Source organism: Streptomyces sp. NPDC053076, from assembly GCF_044546845.1.
Lineage (GTDB): Bacteria > Actinomycetota > Actinomycetes > Streptomycetales > Streptomycetaceae > Streptomyces.
Genome location: NZ_JBITZL010000004.1, coordinates 344,782 through 368,298, shown reverse-complemented (window position 1 = coordinate 368,298; position 23,517 = coordinate 344,782). Strand labels below are relative to the sequence as shown.

Annotated in this window: 20 protein-coding genes; 9 read left to right on the top strand and 11 right to left on the bottom strand. The window is 70.7% G+C overall.

Going from position 1 to position 23,517, the window contains the following annotated elements; genetic code table 11:
- Positions 1–75: 75 nt before the first annotated feature.
- Positions 76–1,287 carry an acetate kinase gene (locus ACIGYR_RS19065; RefSeq protein ID WP_391840936.1) on the bottom strand — a complete coding sequence of 404 codons (1,212 nt, stop codon included), beginning with the start codon at positions 1,285–1,287 and terminating at the stop codon, positions 76–78.
- Positions 1,284–3,374 carry a phosphate acetyltransferase gene (gene pta, locus ACIGYR_RS19060; protein ID WP_391840938.1) on the bottom strand — a complete coding sequence of 697 codons (2,091 nt, stop codon included), beginning with the start codon at positions 3,372–3,374 and terminating at the stop codon, positions 1,284–1,286. The genes ACIGYR_RS19065 and pta overlap by 4 nt, the downstream gene beginning before the upstream one ends.
- Positions 3,375–3,575: 201 nt before the next feature.
- Here pta and ACIGYR_RS19055 point away from each other — a divergent pair, with 201 nt between their 5' ends.
- The gene (locus ACIGYR_RS19055) at positions 3,576–4,601 is read left to right on the top strand and encodes an ATP-dependent 6-phosphofructokinase (protein WP_399598032.1); all 1,026 of its coding nucleotides are present in this window, start codon (positions 3,576–3,578) and stop codon (positions 4,599–4,601) included.
- Between the two features lie 34 nt (positions 4,602–4,635).
- Here the strand turns inward: ACIGYR_RS19055 and ACIGYR_RS19050 are convergent, their stop codons facing one another.
- From ACIGYR_RS19050 to ACIGYR_RS19025, 6 genes are all read right to left on the bottom strand, one after another.
- Complete coding sequence (locus ACIGYR_RS19050) at positions 4,636–5,349, bottom strand: XRE family transcriptional regulator (RefSeq protein ID WP_399598035.1); 714 nt, start codon at positions 5,347–5,349, stop codon at positions 4,636–4,638.
- Between the two features lie 130 nt (positions 5,350–5,479).
- Positions 5,480–6,307: a carbohydrate ABC transporter permease gene (locus tag ACIGYR_RS19045; RefSeq protein ID WP_399598038.1), complete on the bottom strand. Its 828-nt coding sequence runs from the start codon at positions 6,305–6,307 to the stop codon at positions 5,480–5,482.
- Positions 6,307–7,170, bottom strand: coding sequence for a carbohydrate ABC transporter permease (locus tag ACIGYR_RS19040; protein ID WP_391840946.1), 864 nt, complete (start codon positions 7,168–7,170; stop codon positions 6,307–6,309). Before ACIGYR_RS19040 ends, ACIGYR_RS19045 begins: the two co-directional genes overlap by 1 nt.
- Positions 7,167–8,540 carry an extracellular solute-binding protein gene (locus ACIGYR_RS19035; RefSeq protein ID WP_399598042.1) on the bottom strand — a complete coding sequence of 458 codons (1,374 nt, stop codon included), beginning with the start codon at positions 8,538–8,540 and terminating at the stop codon, positions 7,167–7,169. The genes ACIGYR_RS19040 and ACIGYR_RS19035 overlap by 4 nt, the downstream gene beginning before the upstream one ends.
- Positions 8,541–8,647: 107 nt before the next feature.
- Complete coding sequence (locus tag ACIGYR_RS19030) at positions 8,648–8,839, bottom strand: hypothetical protein (protein ID WP_399598045.1); 192 nt, start codon at positions 8,837–8,839, stop codon at positions 8,648–8,650.
- Positions 8,840–9,177: 338 nt separating this feature from the next.
- Positions 9,178–10,020, bottom strand: a complete 843-nt coding sequence (locus ACIGYR_RS19025; protein ID WP_399598048.1) for a nucleosidase — start codon at positions 10,018–10,020, stop codon at positions 9,178–9,180.
- 26 nt (positions 10,021–10,046) lie between these two features.
- Here ACIGYR_RS19025 and ACIGYR_RS19020 point away from each other — a divergent pair, with 26 nt between their 5' ends.
- Entirely contained in the window at positions 10,047–10,604 is a 558-nt protein-coding gene (locus ACIGYR_RS19020) for a hypothetical protein (protein ID WP_399598050.1), read from the top strand.
- On the top strand, positions 10,601–12,781 hold the full coding sequence (locus ACIGYR_RS19015; RefSeq protein ID WP_399598053.1) for a tetratricopeptide repeat protein: 2,181 nt from the start codon (positions 10,601–10,603) through the stop codon (positions 12,779–12,781). The genes ACIGYR_RS19020 and ACIGYR_RS19015 overlap by 4 nt, the downstream gene beginning before the upstream one ends.
- Here the strand turns inward: ACIGYR_RS19015 and ACIGYR_RS19010 are convergent.
- Complete coding sequence (locus ACIGYR_RS19010) at positions 12,663–13,358, bottom strand: response regulator (protein WP_391840964.1); 696 nt, start codon at positions 13,356–13,358, stop codon at positions 12,663–12,665. The genes ACIGYR_RS19015 and ACIGYR_RS19010 overlap by 119 nt on opposite strands.
- A complete protein-coding gene (locus ACIGYR_RS19005) occupies positions 13,355–15,145 on the bottom strand; it encodes an ATP-binding protein (protein WP_399598056.1) in 1,791 nt (596 codons plus the stop codon). Before ACIGYR_RS19005 ends, ACIGYR_RS19010 begins: the two co-directional genes overlap by 4 nt.
- Positions 15,146–15,299: 154 nt before the next feature.
- On the opposite strand from ACIGYR_RS19005, the gene ACIGYR_RS19000 reads away from it, so the two are divergent.
- Entirely contained in the window at positions 15,300–16,679 is a 1,380-nt protein-coding gene (locus ACIGYR_RS19000) for a cation:dicarboxylate symporter family transporter (RefSeq protein ID WP_399598059.1), read from the top strand.
- Between the two features lie 253 nt (positions 16,680–16,932).
- Here ACIGYR_RS19000 and ACIGYR_RS18995 read toward each other — a convergent pair whose 3' ends face one another.
- A complete protein-coding gene (locus ACIGYR_RS18995) occupies positions 16,933–17,550 on the bottom strand; it encodes a TetR/AcrR family transcriptional regulator (protein ID WP_399598061.1) in 618 nt (205 codons plus the stop codon).
- 129 nt (positions 17,551–17,679) lie between these two features.
- Here ACIGYR_RS18995 and ACIGYR_RS18990 point away from each other — a divergent pair, with 129 nt between their 5' ends.
- The 5 genes from ACIGYR_RS18990 (at position 17,680) to ACIGYR_RS18970 (ending at position 23,507) form a co-directional block, all read left to right on the top strand.
- Complete coding sequence (locus ACIGYR_RS18990; RefSeq protein ID WP_399598064.1) at positions 17,680–19,353, top strand: MFS transporter; 1,674 nt, start codon at positions 17,680–17,682, stop codon at positions 19,351–19,353.
- A gap of 108 nt (positions 19,354–19,461) precedes the next feature.
- Complete coding sequence (locus tag ACIGYR_RS18985; protein WP_399598067.1) at positions 19,462–20,226, top strand: DUF2127 domain-containing protein; 765 nt, start codon at positions 19,462–19,464, stop codon at positions 20,224–20,226.
- Positions 20,227–20,344: 118 nt separating this feature from the next.
- Entirely contained in the window at positions 20,345–20,773 is a 429-nt protein-coding gene (locus tag ACIGYR_RS18980) for a MerR family transcriptional regulator (RefSeq protein ID WP_391840976.1), read from the top strand.
- A complete protein-coding gene (trxA, locus tag ACIGYR_RS18975; RefSeq protein ID WP_391840977.1) occupies positions 20,770–21,102 on the top strand; it encodes a thioredoxin in 333 nt (110 codons plus the stop codon). The genes ACIGYR_RS18980 and trxA overlap by 4 nt, the downstream gene beginning before the upstream one ends.
- A 170-nt stretch (positions 21,103–21,272) precedes the next feature.
- Positions 21,273–23,507: a HelD family protein gene (locus tag ACIGYR_RS18970; RefSeq protein WP_399598652.1), complete on the top strand. Its 2,235-nt coding sequence runs from the start codon at positions 21,273–21,275 to the stop codon at positions 23,505–23,507.
- Positions 23,508–23,517 lie beyond the last annotated feature (10 nt).

The window sequence follows — 23,517 nt, the reverse complement described above, 5'->3', positions numbered from 1 at the left end:
TCGGTTTGTTTCGCTACGGAATATTCCGTCTGGCGGAAGATACAAATGAGTGCCGCACCGCTCAGGTGCTGCAATTCAGTTGTTCTTTCCGACCAGTGCGTAGGTCTGGTTCGCGATCTCCAGTTCCTCATCCGTCGGCACCACGGCGACCGCCACCCGGGCGGATTCGGGCGAAATCAGCCGCGGCTCGCCCCCGCGCACGGCATTGCGCTCCGGGTCGACCGCCAGGCCCAGGCCCGTCAGGCCCGCGATCGCCGCCTCCCGCACCGGTGCCGCGTTCTCGCCGACCCCGGCGGTGAAGGCGACCGCGTCCACCGTGCCGAGCACCGCGTAATAGGCGCCGATGTACTTCTTGATCCGGTGAATGTAAATGTCGAAGGCGAGCGCGGCCTGTTCGTCACCCTCGTCGACCCTGCGGCGGATCTCCCGCATGTCGTTGTCCCCGCACAGACCGAACAGGCCGCTCCTCTTGTTGAGAAGAGTGTCGATCTCGTCCATGGACATATCCCCAACCCGCGCCAAATGGAAGATGACGGCCGGGTCCAGGTCACCGGAGCGCGTACCCATCACGAGCCCCTCCAAAGGCGTCAGCCCCATGGAGGTGTCCACGCACCGGCCCTTCTCGACCGCGGAGGCGGAGGCGCCGTTGCCCAGATGCAGCACGATCACGTTGACCTCGGAGGGGTCCTTGCCCAGCAGCCGCGCGGTCTGACGGGAGACGTAGGCGTGCGAGGTGCCGTGGAAGCCGTAGCGGCGGATCCGGTGACGGTCGGCGATCTTCGGGTCGATCGCGTAGCGCGCCGCGGACTCCGGCATCGTCGTGTGGAACGCGGTGTCGAAGACGGCGACCTGGGGCAGGTCGGGGCGGAGCGCCCGGGCGGTGCGGATACCGGTGAGGTTGGCCGGGTTGTGCAGCGGGGCGACCGGGATCAGCCGCTCGATCTCGGTGAGCACCTCCTCGTCGATCACCGTGGGCTCGGTGAAGAACATGCCGCCGTGCACCACCCGGTGCCCGATCGCGGCCAGCTCGGGGGAGTCCAGCCCGAGGCCGTCCCGGCTCAGCTCCTCGGCGACCGCCTTGAGGGCGGCGTCGTGGTCGGCGATCGGCCCGGTGTGCTCGCGGGTCTCGCCGGACGTGCGGCAGGTGTGCTTCAGCCGGGAGGTCTGCTCGCCGATGCGCTCGACCAGGCCCATCGCGAGACGGCTGCTGTCCCGCATGTCCAGGAGCTGGTACTTCACCGACGAGGAGCCGGAGTTGAGGACGAGGACACGGGTGGGGGAGGTCACTGCTGGGACGCCTTCTCGCTGGGGTTCTGGGCCTGGATCGCCGTGATGGCGACGGTGTTGACGATGTCCTGGACGAGCGCGCCCCGGGACAGGTCGTTGACCGGCTTGCGCAGGCCCTGGAGCACCGGGCCGACGGCGATCGCGCCGGCCGAGCGCTGCACGGCCTTGTAGGTGTTGTTGCCGGTGTTGAGGTCGGGGAAGATCAGCACGCTGGCCTGCCCGGCGACCTCGGAGCCGGGCAGCTTGGTGGCCGCGACGGACGGCTCCACGGCCGCGTCGTACTGGATCGGGCCCTCGATCTTCAGGTCGGGCCGGCGCGAGCGCGCCAGCTCGGTCGCCTCGCGCACCTTGTCGACGTCGGCACCCGAGCCGGACGTACCGGTGGAGTACGACAGCATCGCGATCCGCGGTTCCACGCCGAACTGCGCGGCCGTGCCCGCCGACTGGGTGGCGATGTCCGCCAACTGCTCGGCGTTCGGGTCCGGATTGACCGCGCAGTCGCCGTAGACGAGCACCTTGTCCGCCAGGCACATGAAGAACACCGACGACACGATCGAGGAGTCCGGCCGCGTCTTGATGATCTCGAAGGCGGGCCGGATCGTGGCGGCCGTGGAGTGCACCGAGCCGGACACCATGCCGTCGGCCAGGCCCTCCTGGACCATCAGGGTGCCGAAATAGTTCACGTCCGAGACGACGTCGTAGGCCAGCTCGACCGTGACGCCCTTGTGGGCGCGCAGCGCCGCGTACTTCTCCGCGAAGGCGTCGCGCAGCTCGGAGGTGGCCGGGTCGATCAGCTGGGTGTCGCCGAGGTCGATGCCGAGGTCGGCGGCCGTCTTGCGGATCCGGTCCTCGGGGCCGAGCAGGGTCAGGTCGCACACGCCCCGGCGCAGCAGCACCTCGGCCGCGTGCAGCACCCGCTCCTCGGTGCCCTCCGGGAGCACGACCCGCCGCTTGTCGGAGCGGGCCTGCTCCAGCAGCTTGTGCTCGAACATCATCGGGGTGACCCGGTCGCTGCTCGGCGCCGAGACCCGGCGGGCCAGATCGGCGGTGTCGGCGTACCGCTCGAACAGGCCGAGCGCGGTCTCCGCCTTGCGCGGGGTGGCCGCGTTGAGCTTGCCCTCCAGGGAGAACAGCTGCTCGGCGGTGGGGAAGCTGTTGCCGGCCACGGACAGCACCGGGGTGCCGGGGGCGAGGCGGGCGGCGAGTGTGAGGACCTCGTCGCGCGGCACCTCGTTGAGGGTCAGCAGTACGCCGGCTATCGGCGGGGTGCCGGCGCTGTGCGCGGCCAGCGAGCCGACGACCAGGTCGGCGCGGTCGCCCGGGGTCACGACCAGGCAGCCCGGGGTCAGGGCGCCCAGCAGGTTGGGCAGCATGGCGCCGCCGAAGACGAAGTCCAGCGCGTCCCGGGCCAGGCCCGAGTCGTCGCCGAGCAGCACCTTGGCGTCGAGGGTGTGGGCGATCTGGGAGACGGTCGGCGCGGACAGCGCGGGCTCGTCCGGTACGACGTAGCAGGGCACCGGCAGCCGGTCGGCGAGCCGCTCGGCGATCTCGTCGCGGTCCTCGCGGGCCACCCGGTTGGTGACCATGGCCAGCACGTCGCACCCGAGCCCGTCGTAGGCGCGGTAGGCGTTGCGGGTCTCGGCCAGCACCGACTCGGTGGTCTGCTTGCGCCCGCCCACCACCGGGATCACCGACGCGCCGAACTCGTTGGCGAGCCGCGCGTTCAGGGACAGCTCGTCCGGCAGCTGCGTGTCGGCGAAGTCGGTGCCGAGGACCAGGACGACGTCGTAGTCGCGGGCCACCAGGTGGAAGCGGTCGACGAGGGTGGAGACCAGCTCGTCGCTGCCCTGCTCGGCCTGGAGCGCGGACGCCTCGTGGTAGTCCATGCCGTAGACGGTCGCCGGGTCCTGCGAGAGGCGGTACCGGGACCGCAGTAGCTCGAACAGGCGATCGGGCCCGTCGTGGACGAGCGGACGGAACACGCCCACCCGGTCGACCTGCCGGGTCAGGAGTTCCATGACTCCCAGCTCCACGACCTGGCGGCCGTCACCGCGGTCGATCCCGGTCACGTACACGCTGCGCGTCACGTGTCCACTCCGTTCCTCATGTCGTTTCTGGGGCTTCTGTCGCGTCTTCGGCATAAAAATCGCTCACCGAGGTGAGCAGAACCCTCTTGACAATACCCCCGCCGCCGGATAAGGCGCCCGTCAGGACTTCACCGGTCCGGCGGACGTGAAAGAATCGGCACTGGCTCACCGGCACCGACAGCGAGCAGGAGACACAGCACGATGCGCATCGGAGTGCTCACCGCAGGCGGCGACTGCCCCGGCCTGAACGCCGTGATCCGGTCGGTCGTGCACCGGGCGGTGGCGCAGTACGGCGACGAGGTCATCGGCTTCGAGGACGGCTACCGGGGTCTGCTGGACCGTCACTACCGCGCCCTCGACCTGGACGCGGTCAGCGGCATCCTGGCCCGCGGCGGCACCATCCTCGGCTCCTCCCGGCTGCAGCGCGACCGGCTGCGCGAAGCCTGCGAGGGCGCCGCCGACATGGTCGAGGAGTTCGGCATCGACGCGCTGATCCCGATCGGCGGCGAGGGCACCCTGACCGCGGCCCGCATGCTCTCCGACGCCGGCCTCCCGGTCGTCGGTGTCCCCAAGACCATCGACAACGACATCTCCTCCACCGACCGCACCTTCGGCTTCGACACGGCCGTCGGCGTGGCCACCGAGGCGATGGACCGCCTGAAGACCACCGCCGAGTCCCATCAGCGCGTGATGGTCGTGGAGGTCATGGGCCGGCACGCCGGCTGGATCGCCCTGGAGTCCGGCATGGCCGCCGGCGCCCACGGCATCTGCCTGCCCGAGCGCCCCTTCCACCCCGCCGACCTGGTCAAGATGGTCGAGGAGCGTTTCGCCCGCGGCAAGAAGTTCGCCGTCATCTGCGTCGCCGAGGGCGCCCACCCCGCCGACGGCTCCATGGACTACGACAAGGGCGAGATCGACCAGTACGGCCACGAGCGCTTCCAGGGCATCGGCACCGCGCTGGCCTACGAGCTGGAGCGGCGCCTCGGCAAGGAGGCCAAGCCGGTCATCCTCGGCCACGTCCAGCGCGGTGGCGTACCCACCCCCTACGACCGCGTCCTCGCCACCCGCTTCGGCTGGCACGCCGTCGAGGCCGCGCACCGCGGGCAGTTCGGCCGGATGACCGCGCTGCGCGGCACCGACATCGTGATGGTGCCGCTCGCGGAGGCGGTCACCGAGCTGAAGACGGTGCCGAAGGACCGGATGGACGAGGCCGAGTCGGTCTTCTAGCCGTACCGGTCGCGGCCGTCCGCGTGGGGCCGGATCAGTCCGTCCCGTGCTCGACGGCCGTCCAGAAGTTCTCGACGATGCCGTCCAGGAACTGTGTCCCCGACTCGCTCGCGCTCTTGGTGCCGCCGCCCCAGCTGAGGGTGGCGGCCATGTGCCCCTGGTAGTCCTGGTGCAGCTCCTGCAGAACGTGCTCCACGACGCCCTTCTCCAGCGGGGCGAGCTTCATCACCGGCCGCACGTAAGCCTGCCAGCGAGTGGTCACCGCGCTGTGCAGCAGATCGGCGAGCTTTGCCTCGCGGCCGGTGACGGCGACGAAGTCCGGCAGGGCGAGGTCCAGGATCTGCGCGAGCGCGGCCGACTGGCGCTCGTTGCCCCGCCACTGCCCGCTCTCCTCCGTCCGCAGGTACGCGCGCAGTTCCATACCGACGGCACGGGCGACGTCCTCCGGCGCGACGGCCCGGGCGATGCGGTGCTCACGCAGCGTCCTCGGCCGGCCGATGAGTTCGCCCGGCGAACACCACAGCACGCCCGCCAGCGCGGTGAGTTCGGGATTGCTCGGCAGGACCGTGCCGCGCTCCCAGGCGATCACGAGATCGGGAGTGACGTACGGCATGCCGTACGAGGCACGCATCCCGTAGGCGACGTGCTCGGGCCCCATGCCCAGCGCGGCGCGGAGCCTGCGGGCGGCCGGGGCGTTGAACGGGGGAGCTGGGGGGTTCGGTTGGGCTGAGTGGCGCACTCGGCACAAAGTAGGGGTGCGGGCAGGCGCTGACTACGGTCGGTTCCACCGAGATCACGGATCGTAGGAACGTACGGGTTGATCGCGCAGAGTGAGCTGGCACTCGGTGTCACCTGCTGTGACCTGGCGTTACCTCAAGTCACCCCTTCACCGCTCCGCCCAGCGCGAAGCCGCCGCCCAGTCGTCGTGCCACCAGAACATACAAAAGGATCACCGGAGTCGAATAGATCACGGAGAACGCGGCGAGCTGGCCGTACGCCACCATGCCCCGGTTGCCGAAGAAATCGTTGATGCTCACCGAGGCCGGCATCCGGTCCGGAGTGAGCAGCAGCATGAACGGGACGAAGAAGTTCCCCCACATCATCACGAACGAGAACACGGTCACGACGGCGAGCCCGGGCCCCGTCAGCGGCAGCACGATCCGGACCAGGGACTGGAGCGCCGAGGCCCCGTCCGTCCAGGCCGCCTCCTCCAGCTCCCTCGGCACGCCGTCCATGAAGTTCTTCATCAGCCAGATCGCGAAGGGCAGCTGGGAGGCGGTGAAGAAGAGGATCGTGCCCTGGAGCGTGTCGATGAGATTCACCCGGACGAACAGCGCGTACACGGGCACCATGATCGCCGTGATGGGCAGGCTCGTCGCGAACAGGATCGTCAGCAGGAACGGCCGGTTCAGCCGGGACCGGAACCGGGACAGCGGATACGCGGCGAGGGCGGCGCAGGCGACGGTCAGCGCGGTCGCGCCGCCGCACAGGATCAGGCTGTTGAGCAGCGGGGTGTACGTGATGTCCGGGGTCAGGATCGCGTCGAAGTTGTCCAGGGTGAACCCGTCCGGGACCCGGACCCGCAGCCCGGCGTGCGGGTCCACGGCGGACAGCAGCACCCAGGCGAGGGGCAGCGCGAAGGCGACGGCCAGGGCCAGCAGCGAGACGTCGGCGGCGAGTCGCCGCGAGGCGCGCTTGCGGGGCATCAGACCTCCGTCCGCAGCAGACGCAGATGGACGACGGAGAACAGGGAGCCGACGAGCAGCAGGAGCAGGGCGACCGCGGTGCCGTACCCGATCATGCTGTTCTGGAATGCCTGCTCGTACATGAACAGCGGCAGCGTCTGGCTCCGGTCCCCGGGTCCGCCCCGGGTCATCACCCAGATCAGCCCGAAGACGGAGAGCGTCTGGAGGGTGTTGAGCATGAGGTTGGTGCCGATGGAGCGGCGGATCATCGGCAGCGTGATGTGCCACAGCCGCCGCCATCCGCCGGCCCCGTCCACTTCGGCGGCCTCCGTGATCTCGGCGGGGATCTCGTCCAGCGCGGCGGAGTACACGAGCATCGAGAACGCCGTCCCGCGCCACACGTTGGCGAAGGACACGGCGAGGATGGGCAGCGTGAACAGCCAGTTCTGCCTGGGCAGATGCAGCCAGTCGAGGATGGCGTTCAAGGTGCCCTCGCGGCGGAAGAACGCGTAGAGCAGAAACCCGGCGACGACCTCCGGCAGCACCCACGCGGTGACGACGACCCCGCCGACGAGGGTACGGACGGGCTTCGACGCACGTTTCATCAGCGCGGCCAGGGCGAGCCCCAGGGTGTTCTGCCCGATGAGCGAGGACAGCACGGTGAACACCAGGGTCAGCCATACGGCGTTCAGGAACGCCTCGTCCCGGAAGGCCCGGCGGAAGTTGGCGAAGCCGACGAAGGAGGAGTGGGCCTGACCGGTCAGCTGGAGGTCGGTGAAGGCGATCCAGACGCAGTAGGCGATCGGCCCGGCGAGGAAGAGGAGCAGCAGGACCAGGGCGGGGGCGAGGGGGAGGGCCCGGACGGCCAGGTTCCCGCGCCTCACTTCTGGACCACTTGGCCGCCGGTGACGTCCTTGACCGTGGCGTCGTAGCCACTCGCCGCCTCCGCCACGGACAGGTCCCCGGTCGTGACTCCCTCCATGGCCTCCTGCACGGCGGTCGACACCTTCGGATAGGCCGGATACGCGGGCCGGTAGTGCGTGCTCGCCACCAGCTCGGTGAAGAACGCGAGGCCGGGCTGGGCCTTCGCGTAGGCGGGGTCGGACGCGACGTCCTTCCGTACGGCGATCCCGGAGTTGGCGATGTACCACTTCCGGGCGTTGTCCTTCGTCTGCAAGGTGCGGATGAAGTCGAAGGCGAGGCCGGGGTTGGCCGCCTTGGCCGGGATGGACCAGGTCCAGCCGCCGGACATGCTCACCCTGCCCGGCGCCTGCCCGGCTTGCGTCGGCATGGCGGCGAGTCCCAACTGCTCCGACCAGTCCGGCCACTCGTGCCCGCTGCCCGGCAGCCATGCCTGCGGCAACCAGGAGCCGTCGAGGGCGATGCCCAGTTTGCCCTGGGGGAGCAGCTCGCCGTTGACGGTGGTGTTGAAGTTCGGGTCGAGGGCGTCGGAGACGTCGGGGCCGAGCTTGTCCTTGTAGACCGTCTCCACGAAGCCGAGGGAGTCCTTGAAGGCTTGCGACCCCGTGATCCATTTCTTGCTGCCGCTGTCGTACAGCGGATCCCGTGTGCCGTCGCCGGTGCCGTACAGGAGCATCTCGAAGCCCTGCATGGTGGCCCGCTCGCCGGTCGGCTTGCCGGTGTAGACGTTGATCGGGATGACGCCGGGGACCTTCTCCTTGATGGTCCGGGCGGCGGCGAGGATGTCGTCCCAGGTCTTCGGCTGCCAGTCGGTGGGCAGCCCCGCCTTCCGGAAGACCCGCTTGTCGAACCAGAGCCCCCGGGTGTCGGTCCCGTCGGGAACGCCGTACGTCTTCCCGTCCTCGCCCTTGGCAGCCGCCTTCGCGGTGTCGATGAACTGGCCCCAGTCCGGCCACTTGGCGAGGTACGGGTCGAGCGGCTTCAGGTACCCGCTGGTGATGTCGGAGTTGATGAGGAAGGTGTCCTCGTACACCAGGTCCGGGGCGGTCCGCGGCGAGCGCAGCATCTGCTGGAGCTTGGTGTAGTACTCGGCGTCCGGCGCCTTGATCGGCACGAACTCCACTTTTTTGCCGGGGTGTTCGTGCTCGAACTGCTTCTTGATCCCGGCGAGGTAGGTGTCCATCACCTTGACGGAGTTGTCGGTGGACTGCTTGTACGAGACCTTCACCGTGTCCGGGCTGCTGCCGGAGCCGCTGCCACAGGCGGTGAGGGCGGTGGCGGCGAGGGCGGCGGTGAGGAGGAGAGGGAGGGCGGCGGTGGGGCGCACGGGCATGACCTCCTGAGCACACGTGGGGGTGGCGCGGAGATTGCTGCCGTGTGAAGGTAAGAGGAGTGGTCTAGTCAGGTCAATGCGTGTGCGCGGGATTGAGCCCTGGGTGGCTACAGGAGATGGTCCGCCTTGCCGGCCTTGATCTCGCGGATGAGGGCGCGGAGGGCTTCGCGGGAGTCGGTGAGGGCGCGGTCCTCCTGGCCGGAGACGGCGATGTAGGCGTTGCCTTCGGGGTCGGTGCCTATGCGGAAGCAGTTGTCGCCTTCGGCGCAGAAGGGCTCTTCCCAAGTGATGTCGGCCATGGTGGTTTCCTCTCTGGGGTCAGAGCCGGCGGGCGATGGTGTGGATGAGTTCCCGTGAGTCCTCGGGGCTCAGCGCGTGGGTGTGCCACCAGCGGCTGGCGTCGGCCTGCGACACGCGAAGGCGGGCGGCGCTGCGCGTGCTCGGGTGCGTGGTGCGGGCGTGTGAGGGGGAGTGGGGGTTCGGGGAGGCGCGGGAGCCCGGGGGTGGGACGCGGATGTGGGCGGTGGTGCCTTGGCGGGGGGCTCGAGGGTATGCGCGGGTGGGGTGAAGTGGGGTTGGTCCCGGCGTTCGGCGAGGAGTGCGCGGTAGGCAGTCGTACTGCCGCTCCTTACCGGCCTCAAACCTGCTTGCCGGTGACGCGTCCGTAGAAGGTCCCGCCGCGGAAGTCGATGTGATCGCCCCCGTGGCCCGCCGCCTGGGGTCCCTCCTCGGAGTCGCCGGACCCGGTGCGGCGGGGCTGGTGCTTGCGCAGCAGCTCGACCGCCACGGTCGCCGCGTGTGCGGCCGCCCGCTGCTGCGAGCCGCCGGCGTCGGCCCGGCGCTTGTTCCGGTCCGCGCGGTCGCTGACGCCCCGCACGACGAGGGCGTCCACCTGTCCGCTCAGGTGGGCCGCCTGGGCCGCTCCGGAGCCCTCCATCTCGATGGCGCCCGCGTCGTTGTAGTGGGCCTCGATGTGCCGGGCGATGTCGGACCTGGAGTCGGCCAGTACCACGTCACCGGTCGCGATCGGCGCGAAGTGCACCCGGACCTCCGGCAGGTCCCGCGCCGCGGAACGCGCCGCCTGCTCCAGGGCGTGCGAGCCGGGCAGGGCCCTCGGCCGGACCTTGAAACCGTTGTGGGTCTGCTTGCCGCCGTGGATCTCGTAGACCTGGGTGCCCACCACGACATCGCCGATCTCGATGTCGTCCTTCAGGCTCCCCGCGACTCCCACGAAGAGGACGGCCTCGGGGTGCAGCCAGTCGATGAGCTGGGCCGTGAGCGCGGCGGCACGCTCGGCCCCCACTCCCAGCTCGCTGATCGCCAGGCGCCAGGCACTGTCCGGCAGACGGCCTGTCTCGACGCGGGTCCCTTTGACGTGGACGAGTTCCTGCCGCTCCGGGATGTACGCCCGGACAGCGGCGTATTCCAAGGGCAGTGCGGTCAGGACCAGAACAGTGGCTTGAGTCTCCGGCACACTCATAAGGTACTGCCGGAGAAGGGGATGAAGTGCCGGAACGAGACGTCACCGTGGGGCAGTTGCTGCTCACCGAGTACCAGACCGTCAAGGACGAGCAGAAGACCCGGATCGGGTTCCGGGACAATCTGCTGTACGTCACCCTGACCGTCGTGGCGGCCGTGATCGCTGCCGCGGCCCAGGCCAAGCAGACGGCGATGCTGCTCGCGCTGCCGCCGGTGTGTGTCGTGCTCGGCTGGACGTACCTCGTCAACGACCAGAAGATCTCGGCGATCGGGGCGTATGTGCGGGGCGAGTTGGGGCCCCGGCTGGCCGCCATGACGCGGGCCGAGGGCGGTGAGGTGTTCCGCTGGGAGGTGGCCCACCGCACGGACACCCGGCGGGTGTCCCGGAAGATCGTGCAGTGCGTGGTGGACCTACTGGCCTTCTGCGTCGTGCCGCTGAGTGCGCTCGTCGTGTACTGGGCGGGCGGCGACGTCTCGGCCGGGCTGCTCGTCGTGTCCGTGCTGGAGGCGGTCGCGGTCGTGGGGCTGGGGGTGTACGTCGTGCAGTACGCCGTGCCGTTCGGGGCAGGGGGTGGGGGCGGGTGAGCGATGTCGTCGACTTCCGGGGCGGGGACTTCCGCGGGCCGGTCATCGGCAAGGCGGAGTACAAGCAGCAGGCACCGGCGCCCACGGCCCTGGACGCGCTGCCGCCGAGGGCCGCCGGATTCACCGGCCGGGACCAGGAGTTGGGGCGGCTGCGGGCCGCGCTCGACCCCTCGGGTTCCGGTGGTGAACAGGCCGTCCTCGTCACCGCCGTCTCCGGGCTCGGCGGCATCGGGAAGACGGCGCTGGCGGTACAGGCGGCGTACGCGGCGCGGGAGGCGGGGTGGTTCCCCGGCGGGGTGCTGTTCGTGGACCTGCACGGGTACGACGAGGTTCCGGTCACGGCGGACCAGGCGTTGCAGTCCCTGCTGCGGGCGCTGGGCGTGGATCCCGAGCACATCCCGGCCACGGCGGACGAGCGGGCGGGGCTGTACCGGTCGGTGCTGGCGGATCGGGCGGCGATGCTGATCCTGGCCGACAACGCGTCGTCGCCGGAGCAGGTGCGGCCGGTGCTGCCGGGGGGCCTGCGGCACCGGGTGCTGGTCACTTCGCGGGATCGGCTGGCACAACTGGGGGCCCGGCTGGTGCCGTTGGATCAGCTCACGCCCGAGGCGGCGTACGAACTCCTCGATCGGGCGCTGATGATCGCGGACCCGGATGACGACCGGGTGGCCGGGGAGGGGGAAGCGGCGGCACGGCTGGCGGGACTGTGCGGGCACCTCCCGCTGGCCTTGCAGATCGCCGCTGCCTTGCTGGCCGAGGATCCGGGCCAGTCCATCGCCGAATTCGCGGACGAACTGGCGACGTCGTACGACCGCCTGGCCGCTCTTGATGACGGCGACCGCAGCGTGCGCGCCGCGTTCGACATCTCGTACCGCAGGCTTCCGGCCGACCAGGCACGGCTGCTGAGCCTGCTTGCCCTCGCGCCGGGGCCGGAGGTGAGCGAGGAGGTGGCCGGCGTGCTGGTCGGGGGAGCGCCGCCGACGGCGGGGCTCAAGGCGCTGGCCAGGGCGCACTTGGTGGAGCGAGGGAACGGCCAGCGGTGCTGGCGGATGCACGACCTCGTGCGGGCGTTCGGGGCGGGCAGGCTGGCCGGGGATCCGGAGGCGCGGGATGCGGCGCGGGAGCGGGTGCTGGCGCACTACTACCGGTGGGCGGATGAGGCGGATGACCTGCTGCATTGGCGGCCCGGAAAGCCGGAGTCGGCACGCTTTGCACACCGGGCCGAGGCGCTGGCTTGGCTGGACAGGGAGCGCGCGGGCCTGGTGGCTGCGGTGCAGTGGGCGCGAGAGGAGCGGCACGCGGATACGGCGGTGCGGCTGGCTCTGTGCCTGACCGGATATCTCCGGTGGCGTAGGCAGTTGGACGATGCGATCGCTGTCTGCGCAACAGCTCAGGAAGCTGCGCACGGAATCGGTGATCGCGTCTGTGAGGCCATGGCGTGGCACAACCTCGGCACTGTCCTGCGTGCATCAGGCCAAGTGAACGAGGCCGTCGACGCCCACCTCCGCTCGCGGGATCTGCACCAGGATCTCGGCGACCGCCCTCGGGAGGCGTGGGTGTGGAACAACCTCGGCAACGCCCTACTGGACATGGACCGGGTCGATGAGGCCATCGATGCCCATACTCACTCACTCGACCTCCACCAGGACATCGGTGACCGTGCGGGTGAGGCGGGGGCGTGGAACAACCTCGGCACCGCCCTGCTGGTGGCGGACCGGGTCGATGAGGCCATCGATGCCCATATTCGCTCGCGTGACCTCTACCAGACCCTGGGCGATCGTCATAGCGAGGCGTCGGCATGGAACAACCTCGGCAACGCCCTGGCACGGCGGGAGCAGACGCACGTGGTCACGGAGGCGTACCACCATGCCGTCGTCATCCTGAGGGAGTTCGAGGACTGGTACGGACTCGGGAAAACGTTCGAAAACCTGGCGATCGCTCAACGGAGCATTCACCGTCCAGCCGAAGCCCGTGCCTACTACCTCCAATCCGCCGACGCCTACACACGCGCCAACGCACCGAAAGAAGCCGCCCGGACCCGCGCCCGAGCCGCCGCCCTCACCGGGCCTGAGAAACCCACCGATAGACCAGCTCCGGCCTCCCCACCTGCCCGTACAGAGGACTTCGCCCCGCCCGCCCCGCGTCCACCAGATGCTCCAGGTACCGACGCGCGGTGATCCGGGAGATGCCCACCGCCTCGGCCACCCCCGCCGCCGTGAGCCCCTCCGAGGCCGCTTCCCGCAATGCCCCCGTCACCCGCTCCAGCGTCGGCCCGCTCAACCCCTTCGGCAGGGCGGCCGGCGACGGCGCGCGCAGGGACGCCAAGGCCCGGTCCACTTCGTCCTGGCCGCTCGCCTCGCCCACCGCCGCGTGGAACTCGGCATAGCGGACCAGCCGGTCCCGGAGCGTCGCGAACGTGAACGGCTTCAGGACGTACTGGACGACACCGAGGGAGACCCCTTCCCGCACCACCGCCAGGTCCCGTGCCGAGGTCACCGCTATCACGTCGGCGTGGTATCCGGCGGCCCGCAGGGACCGGGCCAGTTGCAGGCCGTGCACGTCCGGCAGGTGCAGGTCCAGCAACAGCAGGTCCACCGCCGTACGGTCCAGGATGCGCCGCGCCTCCGCGCCCGTGTGCGCCTTCCCGACCGCGACGAAACCGGGCACCCGGCCGACGTACATCATGTGCGCGTCGGCGGCGACGGGGTCGTCCTCGACGACGAGGACGCGGATGGGCTGCTGCTCGTCCGTCATCTGCCGCCACCCATGGACGTGCCACCGTTCACGGACGGGTCGCCATCCGGGTATCCGCCGCCACCCGGGACCGTGCCGCCCTTCTCGGACGTGCCACCGCTCACGGACGTGCCACCGCTCACGGACGTGCCGCTGTTGTGGGACGTGCCGGCACCCATGGACGTGCCTCCGCCCGCGGACGCGCTCAGCGGCAACCGCACTTCGAACACCGCTCCGCCCTCGCCGTCCTTGCCCGTCTCCGTCACCGTCAGCGTGCCCTCGTGGCGGGTCACCGCCTGTCGCACCAGGGCCAGCCCGAGTCCCCGGCCGCCGGGTCCGGCCGGCTTCGTGGAGAACCCCCGCTGGAATACCAGGTCCGCATGGGCGGGGTCGACACCGGGGCCGGTGTCGGACACGCGCAGTACCAGTTCGGCGGGCGAGGCGTACGCCGTCACGGTCACCCGTGCCCCCGCCGTCCCCTGCGCCGCGTCGACCGCGTTGTCGATCAGGTTGCCGAGGATCGTGACCAGGTCCCTCGCCGGCAGTTCGGGCGGGAGCAGGCCGTCGTCCCAGCGGCTGTCCGGCGAGATCACCAGCTCCACGCCCCGCTCGTTCGCCTGGGCGGTCTTGCCCAGCAGCAGAGCGGCCAGCACCGGTTCGCGCACCGCCGCCACCACCTGGTCGGTGAGGGCCTGCGCCAGTTCCAGCTCGGCCGTGGCGAAGTCCACCGCCTCCTCGGCCCGGCCCAGCTCGATCAGCGAGACGACGGTGTGCAGGCGGTTGGCCGCCTCGTGCGCCTGCGAGCGCAACGCCTGGGTGAAGCCCCGCTCGGAGTCCAGCTCACCCATCAGGGACTGGAGTTCTGTGACATCGCGCAGGGTGACGACCGTTCCGCGCTGTTCGCCGCCCGAGACGGGGGACGTGTTCACCACCAGCACCCGGGACGACGTCAGGTGCACCTCGTCCACCCGGGGCTCCGAGGACAGCAGGGCGCCGGTCAGCGGGGCCGGCAGGCCGAGGCCGGCCACCGAACGGCCCACCACCTCCTCCTCCGGGCCGACCGCGAGCAGTTCCCGGCCGCCGTCGTTGATCAGGGCCACCCGGTACCGGCCGTCCAGCATCAGCAGCCCTTCCCGGACCGCGTGCAGCGCCGCCTGGTGGTAGTCGTGCATCCGGCTCAGCTCGGTGGCGTTCATACCGTGGGTGTGGCGGCGGAGGCGGGCGTTGATCACATACGTGCCGACCGCGCCCAGCAGCAGGGTGCCGCCGGCCACCCCGAGCAGGGCCGCGACCTGGTCCTGGACCCGGGCGCTGATCGTCTCCACCGTGATGCCGGCGCTCACCAGACCGACGATCCGGCCGTTGTCCTTGACGGGGGTCACCGCGCGGACGGACGGGCCGAGGGTGCCGGTGTAGGTCTCGGTGAGGGTGCGGCCGTGCTGGGCGGCGCCGATGTTGCCGAGGAAGCGTCTGCCGATCTGCTTCCGGTCGGGGTGGGTCCAGCGGATGCCGGACGGGTTCATGATCGTGACGAAGTCGACGTTCGCGTCCCGGGTGACCTGGAGGGCGTACGGCTCCAGCCGGGCCGTGGGGTCCGCGGTGCGGATCGCCGTACGGACCGAGGGGGAGTCGGCGATCGAGCGGGCCACCGCCGTGGCCTGCCGGGCGGCGGCGTCCTCGGCCTGCCGCTGGTCGCTGACGTAGGTGAACAGCGCGTACCCGGCCACGACCAGCGCGATCAGCACGGCCTGCACGGCGAACAGCTGGCCGGCCAGACTGCGGGGCCTCGGGAGGGCGGGTAGGCGCATGTCAGCAGTGTGCCTCTCCGCTCAATCGTGAACTAAATGAACGGAAGGGTGACCGCCCTCACAGGGCGGGAGATAGTCACGGCATTCCCCTACAACGCCCGGACGTGAGCCGCACGCCGGTTGTTCGCCGACGAAGACGTCAAGGAGGGCAGTCGTGGCCGCCAGCACTCCCGGTACGGCACCTGCCGCAGCCCGCGGGAAGCGGGACCGGACCCATTACCTGTACATCGCCGTCATCGTGGCGGTCGCGCTCGGCATCGCCGTGGGCCTCATCTGGCCCGATGCCGCGGTCGAGCTCAAGCCGCTGGGGACCGGCTTCGTCAACCTGATCAAGATGATGATCTCGCCGATCATCTTCTGCACGATCGTGCTCGGGATCGGGTCCGTGCGGAAGGCCGCCAAGGTCGGGGCCGTCGGCGGTATCGCCCTCGGCTACTTCCTCGTGATGTCGCTCGTGGCGCTCGCCATCGGCCTGGTCGTCGGCAACGTGCTGCACCCGGGCGCGGGGCTGCACCTGACCGACGCGCTCCGGCAGACCGGGCACGCCCAGGTCTCCAGCGACGCGCTGCCGCCGGTCGACTTCGTGCTGTCGATCATCCCGACCACGTTCGTCTCCGCCTTCACCGAGGGCCAGGTCCTGCAGACGCTGCTGGTCGCCCTGCTCGCCGGGTTCGCGCTGCAGGCCATGGGGCAGGCCGGGCAGCCGGTGCTGCGCGGCATCGAGCACATCCAGCGGCTCGTCTTCCGCATCCTGTCCATGGTCATGTGGGCCGCGCCGATCGGTGCGTTCGGCGCCATCGCGGCGGTCGTCGGTTCGGCCGGCCTGGACGCACTGAAGAGCCTCGCCGTCCTCATGCTGGGCTTCTACGTCACCTGCTTCCTGTTCGTGTTCGTGGTGCTCGGGGCGGTCCTGCGGATCGTCGCGGGCCTGAACGTCTTCTCGCTGTGCAAGTACCTGGCCCGCGAGTTCCTGCTGATCCTGTCCACCTCCTCCTCCGAGTCCGCGTTGCCGCGGCTGATCGCGAAGATGGAGCACCTGGGCGTCAGCAAGCCGGTCGTCGGCATCACCGTGCCGACCGGCTACTCCTTCAACCTCGACGGCACGATGATCTACATGACCATGGCGTCGCTGTACATCGCGGACGCGCTGGGGACGCCGATGTCGGTCGGCGAGCAGATCCCGCTGCTGCTGTTCCTGCTGCTGGCCTCCAAGGGCGCGGCAGGTGTCAGTGGTGCGGGGCTCGCCACCCTGGCCGGCGGGCTCCAGTCGCACAAGCCCGCGCTGGTCGACGGGGTCGGGCTGATCGTCGGCATCGACCGGTTCATGAGCGAGGCGCGTGCGCTCACGAACTTCGCGGGGAACGCGGTCGCCACGGTGCTGGTGGGCACGTGGACCAAGGAGATCGACAAGGTCCGCGTCCGGCAGGTGCTGGCCGGTGAGCTGCCGTTCGACGAGACGACGCTGCTGGACGAGAACCAGGGCACGGTGACCGAGGTTCCGGAGCCCCGGGATGCGGGGCTGGTCAAGACCTGACCCGAGGAGCAGAACTCCGGACGTCCGGCCCCGCCTGAACCCGGGCCGGGCGTCCGGGCCCGCTGCCCGGGCGGCTGAGTCTCCCCCGTGCCTCGGCCGCCCGGGTTCGTTCGTCCACGCGCTCGCTTCGGCCGCCCGGGTTCGTTCGTCTGCTCACTCACCTCGGCCGCCCGGGTTCGTTCGTCTGCTCACTCACCTTGGCCGCCCGGGTTCGTTCGTCTGCTCACTCACCTTGGCCGCCCGGTTCGTTCGTCTACTCACTCACCTCGGCCACCAGCGCGGCGGCCGTCGAGGCGGGCACGCCCGCCGCGGTCAGCACCGTGACCGTGGCCGAGCGGCCCGCCTCGTGCGCTGTCAGCAGGCCGTCGTTCACCGCCTCCGTCACCGCGAACAGCATCTGCTCGTGCACGTACGCCAGCGCCGGCGCGGGCAGCGGGGAGGTGAACACGCCCTCGTCCAGGCCGCGCTGCAGCACCCGTACCTTGGCCTCGCGCAACGGGGCGAGACGCTCGCGGATGCCCTGCACGGTGACCGTGCGCTGGGCCAGGGCCACCAGCAGGCGGTAGCGGTCGGCGATCTCCCAGACGGCGAGCACCGAGCGGGCCACCGACTCCGCCGGGTCCGTCACCCCGGCCCGGGCCCGCGCGTCCGCGTCCGCCAGGGCCGCCACGGCCTCGTCGACGAGGGTGCTGATCAGCGCCTCACGGCTGGGGAAGTGCCCGTACACCGTCCGTCGTACGACGCCCGCGGCGCGCGCGATCTGGTCCATGGAGACGTCGGGATCGCGCAGCAGTTCCGCGAGGGCGACGTCGAGGATGCGGCGCCGGTTGGCGTCGGCGCGGCTGCTGTTACCCGTGGTCATGGCCGTCATTCTGCCTCCCCGACTCGACTTGCACACTGCTGTGCAACGGACGTACATTGCACATGGTTGTGCAATTGCACGCCGATGTGCAACTCATCTGCACGTTCCCGTCGCGTACCGAGGAAGGTGACCCCTGCCATGCGACTCGTCATGACGGAACCGGTCGAAGGGATGGGCCGGCCCTACGCCCGGCGCTGGTGGGCACTGCTCGTGCTCTGCCTGAGCCTGCTGATCATCGTGATGGCGAACACCGCCCTCACGGTCGCGGCGCCCGACATGACGAAGGACCTCGGGCTCTCCAGCGCCGACCTGCAGTGGGTGATCGACGGCTACACCGTCCCCTACGCGGCGCTGATGCTGCTGCTCGGCGCGATCGGCGACAAGTACAGCCGGCGCGGCGCGCTCGTCCTCGGGCTCGTCGTCTTCGGTGCCGGTGCCGTCTTCGGATACCTCGCCGACAGCGCGGCCACCGTCATCGCGGCCCGTGCCGTGATGGGCGTCGGCGCGGCGCTGATCATGCCGGCCACGCTCTCCCTGCTCGCGGCGACCTTCCCGCGTGCCGAGCGGGCCAAGGCCATCGTGCTGTGGACGGCGACCGCCGGCCTCGCCATCGCCGCCGGACCGGTGGTCGCGGGCGCCCTGCTGCGCGACCACGGCTGGTCCTCGACCTTCCTGATCAACGTGCCCGTCGCCGCGGTCGCCGTGGTCGCGGCCTTCGTCCTCATCCCGCCGTCCCGGGCCGGTCACCACGACCGCATCGACTACGTCGGCGGACTGCTCTCCGTGATCTGGACCGGCTCGCTGGTCTACATGATCATCGAGGGCCCGCACTTCGGCTGGGGCGTCAAGGCCGTCACCGCCGCGGTCGTCGCCGGTGTCGCCCTGGTCGCCTTCGTCCTGTGGGAGCTGCGCCACCCGCGCCCCATCCTGGATGTGCGCCGCTTCGCCCACCGCCGCTTCGCGGGCTCCAACCTCGCCGTCACCCTGTTCTTCCTCGCCGTCTTCGGTGCCTTCTACTACCTCACCCAGCACCTGCAGTTCGTCCTCGGCTACGACGCCCTGGAGACCGGCGTACGCATGCTGCCGCTGGCCGGTGCCGTCTTCGTCGGCTCCGCCCTGACCGGCTGGCTCACCCCGCGCGTCGGCATGAAGTGGACCGTCAGCGCGGGCATGGTCGGCGGCACCACCGCCCTCGCCCTGCTGACCCGGGTCGACGCGGGCTCGGGCTACGGCGACTTCGTGGCACCGCTGATCATCCTGGGCCTCGCCATCGGCCTCGCCCTCTCGCCCTGCACCGACGCCATCATGGGCGCGTTCCCGGAGTCCGAGCTGGGCGTCGGCGGCGCGGTCAACGACACGTCGCTGGAGCTGGGCGGCTCCCTCGGCATCGCGATCCTCGGCTCGCTGCTCGCCACGTCGTACGGCAACCACCTCACCGACGCCACCGCCGGCAGCAAGCTCCCCGCGAGCGCCCTGGACACCGCGCGGGACTCGGTCGGCGCCGGGTACGCCGTCGCCCAGGGCATCGGCGACAAGGCGCACCGGGTGGCCGCGCAGGCGGCGCAGGCCAAGGACCCGCAGCAGGCCGCGCAGCTCAAGCAGCAGGCCGCCGAACTCGCCTCCGGCGCCCGGCGGATGGCCGACGCGGTAGGCTCCGCCTTCTCCGACGCGGTCGCGCACACCAGCCTGGTCGGCGCGGTGATCCTCGGTATCGGCACGGTCCTGGTCGCCGTCCTGCTGCCGCGCCGCGAGGCCGCCGTGGCGGAAGTGCGGGAAGAGGAGAAGGTACTGGTGGACGGCGCAGCCGACTGACCGCCTCGCACCCGCCTCCACCGACGTGCCGTGCCGGATCAACCGGAACGGCACGTTCGTGCGTGGCGTCATTATGTGCATGTCAGTACAGGTAGGGAGGCACGGGGGATGACGATCGACTGGGACCGGCGGACCTGCGCGCGCAAAGGCCATGTGACCTACGCGCCGGACGACCCGCGGCTGCGGCTGCGGCTGCACGCCGACACCGCGCTCGGCGAGGTGTGGCGCTGCCTGCGCTGCGGGGACTTCGCGCTCGGCGAGCCGCACGGCACAGGCCCGGCCGCGGACGCGCCGCTGGTGCCGCGCGGCAAGGTCCTCCGGGACCTGTTCATCCTCCGCTTCCTGGCCGTCGAGCGCGCGATACGCGGTGTGTTCATCGTGCTCGTCGCGGTGGCGGTGTGGAAGTTCAGCAACAGCCAGGACGCGGTGCGCCGGCTCTTCAACGAGAACCTGGACGTCTTCCGCCCGGTCTTCCGGCACTTCCACTACGACCTCGACCACTCACCGGTCGTCGGCTCCATCCAGAAGGCCTTCGGCTACCAGCACGACACGCTGCTGCTGGTGGCGGCGCTCCTGCTCGCCTACGCCCTGATCGAGCTGATCGAGGCGGTCGGCCTCTGGTACGCCAAGCGCTGGGCCGAGTACCTGACGGTCGTCGCGACGGCCGCCTTCCTCCCGCTGGAGATCTACGAGCTCACCGAGAAGGTCAGCTACCTGAAGATCGCCACCCTGGTCCTCAACATCCTCGCCGTCCTCTACATCGCCGTCACCAAGCGCCTGTTCGGCCTGCGCGGCGGCCGCAAGGCATTCGAGGAGGAGCGGCACAGCGCCTCCCTGCTGGAGGTGGAGGAGTCGGCCGGGCTGACCCTCTGAGGACAGCGCGCCGGCTCGTCGGTCGGCAGGCCGTGGGAGGCGGCGTTCACCGGGCCGGTGAAGTCCTCGCCCGCCGGGACTTGCCTTGACGCCGACGTCAACGCCTACGGTCGGCACCATGCGAATCGGCGAGCTGGCCGCACGGGCCGGGACCACCACCCGCGCCCTGCGCTACTACGAGGCACGGGGGCTGCTGCCCGCCCGGCGCGACGACAAGGGACACCGCACCTACGACGACGGCGACCTCAGGCTGCTGCGGCAGATCCGCACGCTGCAGGACTTCGGGTTCGACCTGGAGGAGACGCGGCCGTTCGTGGAGTGTCTGCGGGCCGGGCATCCGGAGGGCGACTCCTGCCCGGCCTCGCTCCTGGTCTACCGCCGCAAGCTGGACGAGCTGGACGCGCTCATCGGGCAGCTCCGGTCGGTGCGGCAGACAGTCGCCGGGCAACTGGAACGGGCCGAGCAGGCGCGGGACGGGCTGGCCGCCGAGGCGCTGGTTCCGGGGGGTCCGGAACCCGTGTGCGAGCTGGGAGGGCTGACGCGGTGAGCAGAGCGAGCGGACTGGCCGAGGTGACGGACGCGGACTTCGGGACGGAGGTGCTCGGCGCCGATCTTCCGGTGCTGGTGCAGTTCACGGCGGACTGGTGCGGGCCGTGCCGGCAGCTGGCGCCGGTCCTGAAGGACATCGCCTTCGAGGAGGGCGACCGGCTGAAGATCGTCCAGCTGGACGTGGACCACAATCCACAGACAACGATCGCCTATGGAGTGCTGTCGACGCCGACCCTCATGGTCTTCCGGGACGGTGAGCCGGTGCGGTCGATGGTGGGGGCGCGGCCCAAGCGGCGCCTGCTGGAGGAACTGGCGGACCTGCTGTAGAGCACCCGTCCCGACCGCAAAAAATCCCCTGAGCAATTGCGCTCGGGGGATTTCTGTGCGTATATTCAGTGGTTCGCGACTTCGATTGGACAGGCCGCGAAGAAGTTCACTGAGCAGAGTATATCCGGGCGGGAGCGGAATTGTCAAACACCGAATTTCCGGACGATGAATTGCGTCAGGAGCAGGAATTCATCGACGGACTGTACGCGCGCGTGGACGTGCTGCGCGGTGAGGCCGAAGGCTCGGTCGCGGACGCGCTCGCCCAGGGCGACAAGCCCATGCAGGCCCGGCTGGAGCGGGACATCCTGGTCGCCGAGCGCTCGGGGCTGCTCGCCGCGCTGAACGCCGTGGACGGCTCGCTGTGCTTCGGCCGGATCGACCTCGCCGACGGCACGAAGCACCACATCGGCCGGATCGGGCTGCGCGAGGACGACGCCGCGCGCACGCCGGTCCTCGTCGACTGGCGGGCCGACGTCGCCCGCCCCTTCTACCTGGCCACCGGCCACACCCCGATGGGCTTGCGCCGCCGCCGGCACATCACCACCGAGGGCCGGACCGTCACCTCCCTGCACGACGAGATCCTGGACCTCGGCGACGCCACCCGCACCGGCCACGAGGACCACGACGCCGACGCCGTCCTGCTGGCCGCGCTGAACTCGGCGCGCACCGGCCGGATGAGCGACATCGTGCAGACCATCCAGGCCGAGCAGGACGAGATCATCCGGGCGCCCCACCGCGGCGTACTGGTGGTCGAGGGCGGCCCCGGCACCGGCAAGACCGCGGTGGCCCTGCACCGAGCCGCCTATCTGCTGTACGAGTACCGGGAACTGCTGGCCCGCCGGGCGGTCCTCATCGTCGGCCCCAACCCCGCCTTCCTCGGCTACATCGGCGAGGTGCTGCCCTCCCTCGGTGAGACCGGGGTGCTGCTGGCCACGGTCGGCGAGCTGTTCCCCGGCGTGAAGGCGACCGCCACGGACACCCCGGAGGCCGCCGCGGTGAAGGGCCGCTCGGACATGGCCGACGCGCTCGCCGCCGCCGTACGGGACCGCCAGGCCCTGCCCGACCCGGTCATCGCGATCGGGCACGACCGCGAGGTGCTGATGCTGGACGACGGCCTGGTGAGCGTCGCCCGGGAACGCACCCGCGCCGCCAAGCTGCCGCACAACGCCGCGCGCGAGTACTTCGAGGGGCACATCCTCAACACGCTGACCGAGCTGTACGCCGAGCGCGTGGGCACCGACCCCTACGACGGCAGCAGTCTGCTCGACCCCTCCGACATCACCCAGATCAGGGACGAACTCGCCGAGAATCCCGAGGTCTGGGACGCCATCGACCGGCTGTGGCCCCGGATCACCCCGCAGCGGCTGCTCGCCGACTTCCTCGCCGAGCCGGACGGATACCTCCCGGCCGCGGACGCCGACGCCATCCGCCGCCCGGTGACCCGCGCCTGGACCGTCGCCGACGTGCCGCTGCTGGACGAGGCGGCCGAACTCCTCGGCGAGGACGAACGGCTGGCGCGGGCCCGCGCGGACCGCGAGCGCGAGACCCAGATCGCCTACGCGCAAGGCGTCCTCGACGTCTCCTACGCCTCCCGCACCTACGAGTTCGAGGACAAGGAGGACGACGACCCGGACGCCTCCGAGGTCCTGTCGGCGCACGACATCATCGACGCCGAACGGTTCGCCGAGCGGCACGAGGAGGCGGACCACCGCAGCGCCGCCGAGCGGGCCGCCGCCGACCGCACCTGGGCGTTCGGGCACATCATCGTGGACGAGGCGCAGGAGCTGTCGCCGATGGCCTGGCGGTTGCTGATGCGCCGCAGCCCGACCCGCTCGATGACCCTGGTCGGCGATCCCGCCCAGACGGCGGAGGCGGCCGGCGTCGGCTCCTGGGCGGACATCCTCGCCCCCTATGTCGAGGACCGCTGGGAGCACACCCGCCTGGGCGTCAACTACCGCACCCCGGCCGAGATCATGGACCTGGCGGCGGCCGTGGTCCGCGCCGAGAAACCGGACTTCGAACCGCCGAGTTCCGTCCGCTCCACCGGTGTACGCCCCTGGGTGCGCCAGGCGCCCGACGACCTGCCCGGCGCGGTGGCCAAGGCGGTCGCCGAACTCACCCCCGCCGAGGGCCGCCTGGCGGTGATCGCCCCGCGCGCACTGCACCGCTCCCTGGCCGCGCGCCTGGACGGCGTCACCGCGGGCGGCGAGCCGGACCTCACCCGGACGGTCGTCCTGCTCGACCCCCGTCAGGCCAAGGGCCTCGAATTCGACTCCGTCCTGGTGGTCGAGCCGGGCGCCTACGGCACGAGCGACCTGTACGTCGCCCTGACCCGCGCCACCCAGCGGCTCGGGGTCCTGTACACGGGGCAGCCGCCGAAGGCGCTGGCCGTGTCCCCCGCGTGACCGGGGCACT

What these genes read in the sequence shown, in the direction of transcription:
- ACIGYR_RS19025 (WP_399598048.1), bottom strand. Translation starts at nt 10,020, where the DNA reads ATGAGTGTGCCGGAGACTCAAGCCACTGTTCTGGTCCTGACCGCACTG.
- ACIGYR_RS18985 (WP_399598067.1), top strand. Translation starts at nt 19,462, where the DNA reads ATGACGATCGACTGGGACCGGCGGACCTGCGCGCGCAAAGGCCATGTG.
- ACIGYR_RS19055 (WP_399598032.1), top strand. Translation starts at nt 3,576, where the DNA reads ATGCGCATCGGAGTGCTCACCGCAGGCGGCGACTGCCCCGGCCTGAAC.
- ACIGYR_RS18990 (WP_399598064.1), top strand. Translation starts at nt 17,680, where the DNA reads ATGCGACTCGTCATGACGGAACCGGTCGAAGGGATGGGCCGGCCCTAC.
- ACIGYR_RS19005 (WP_399598056.1), bottom strand. Translation starts at nt 15,145, where the DNA reads ATGCGCCTACCCGCCCTCCCGAGGCCCCGCAGTCTGGCCGGCCAGCTG.
- ACIGYR_RS19030 (WP_399598045.1), bottom strand. Translation starts at nt 8,839, where the DNA reads ATGGCCGACATCACTTGGGAAGAGCCCTTCTGCGCCGAAGGCGACAAC.
- ACIGYR_RS18995 (WP_399598061.1), bottom strand. Translation starts at nt 17,550, where the DNA reads ATGACGGCCATGACCACGGGTAACAGCAGCCGCGCCGACGCCAACCGG.
- ACIGYR_RS19045 (WP_399598038.1), bottom strand. Translation starts at nt 6,307, where the DNA reads ATGCCCCGCAAGCGCGCCTCGCGGCGACTCGCCGCCGACGTCTCGCTG.
- ACIGYR_RS19010 (WP_391840964.1), bottom strand. Translation starts at nt 13,358, where the DNA reads ATGACGGACGAGCAGCAGCCCATCCGCGTCCTCGTCGTCGAGGACGAC.
- ACIGYR_RS19035 (WP_399598042.1), bottom strand. Translation starts at nt 8,540, where the DNA reads ATGCCCGTGCGCCCCACCGCCGCCCTCCCTCTCCTCCTCACCGCCGCC.
- ACIGYR_RS18980 (WP_391840976.1), top strand. Translation starts at nt 20,345, where the DNA reads ATGCGAATCGGCGAGCTGGCCGCACGGGCCGGGACCACCACCCGCGCC.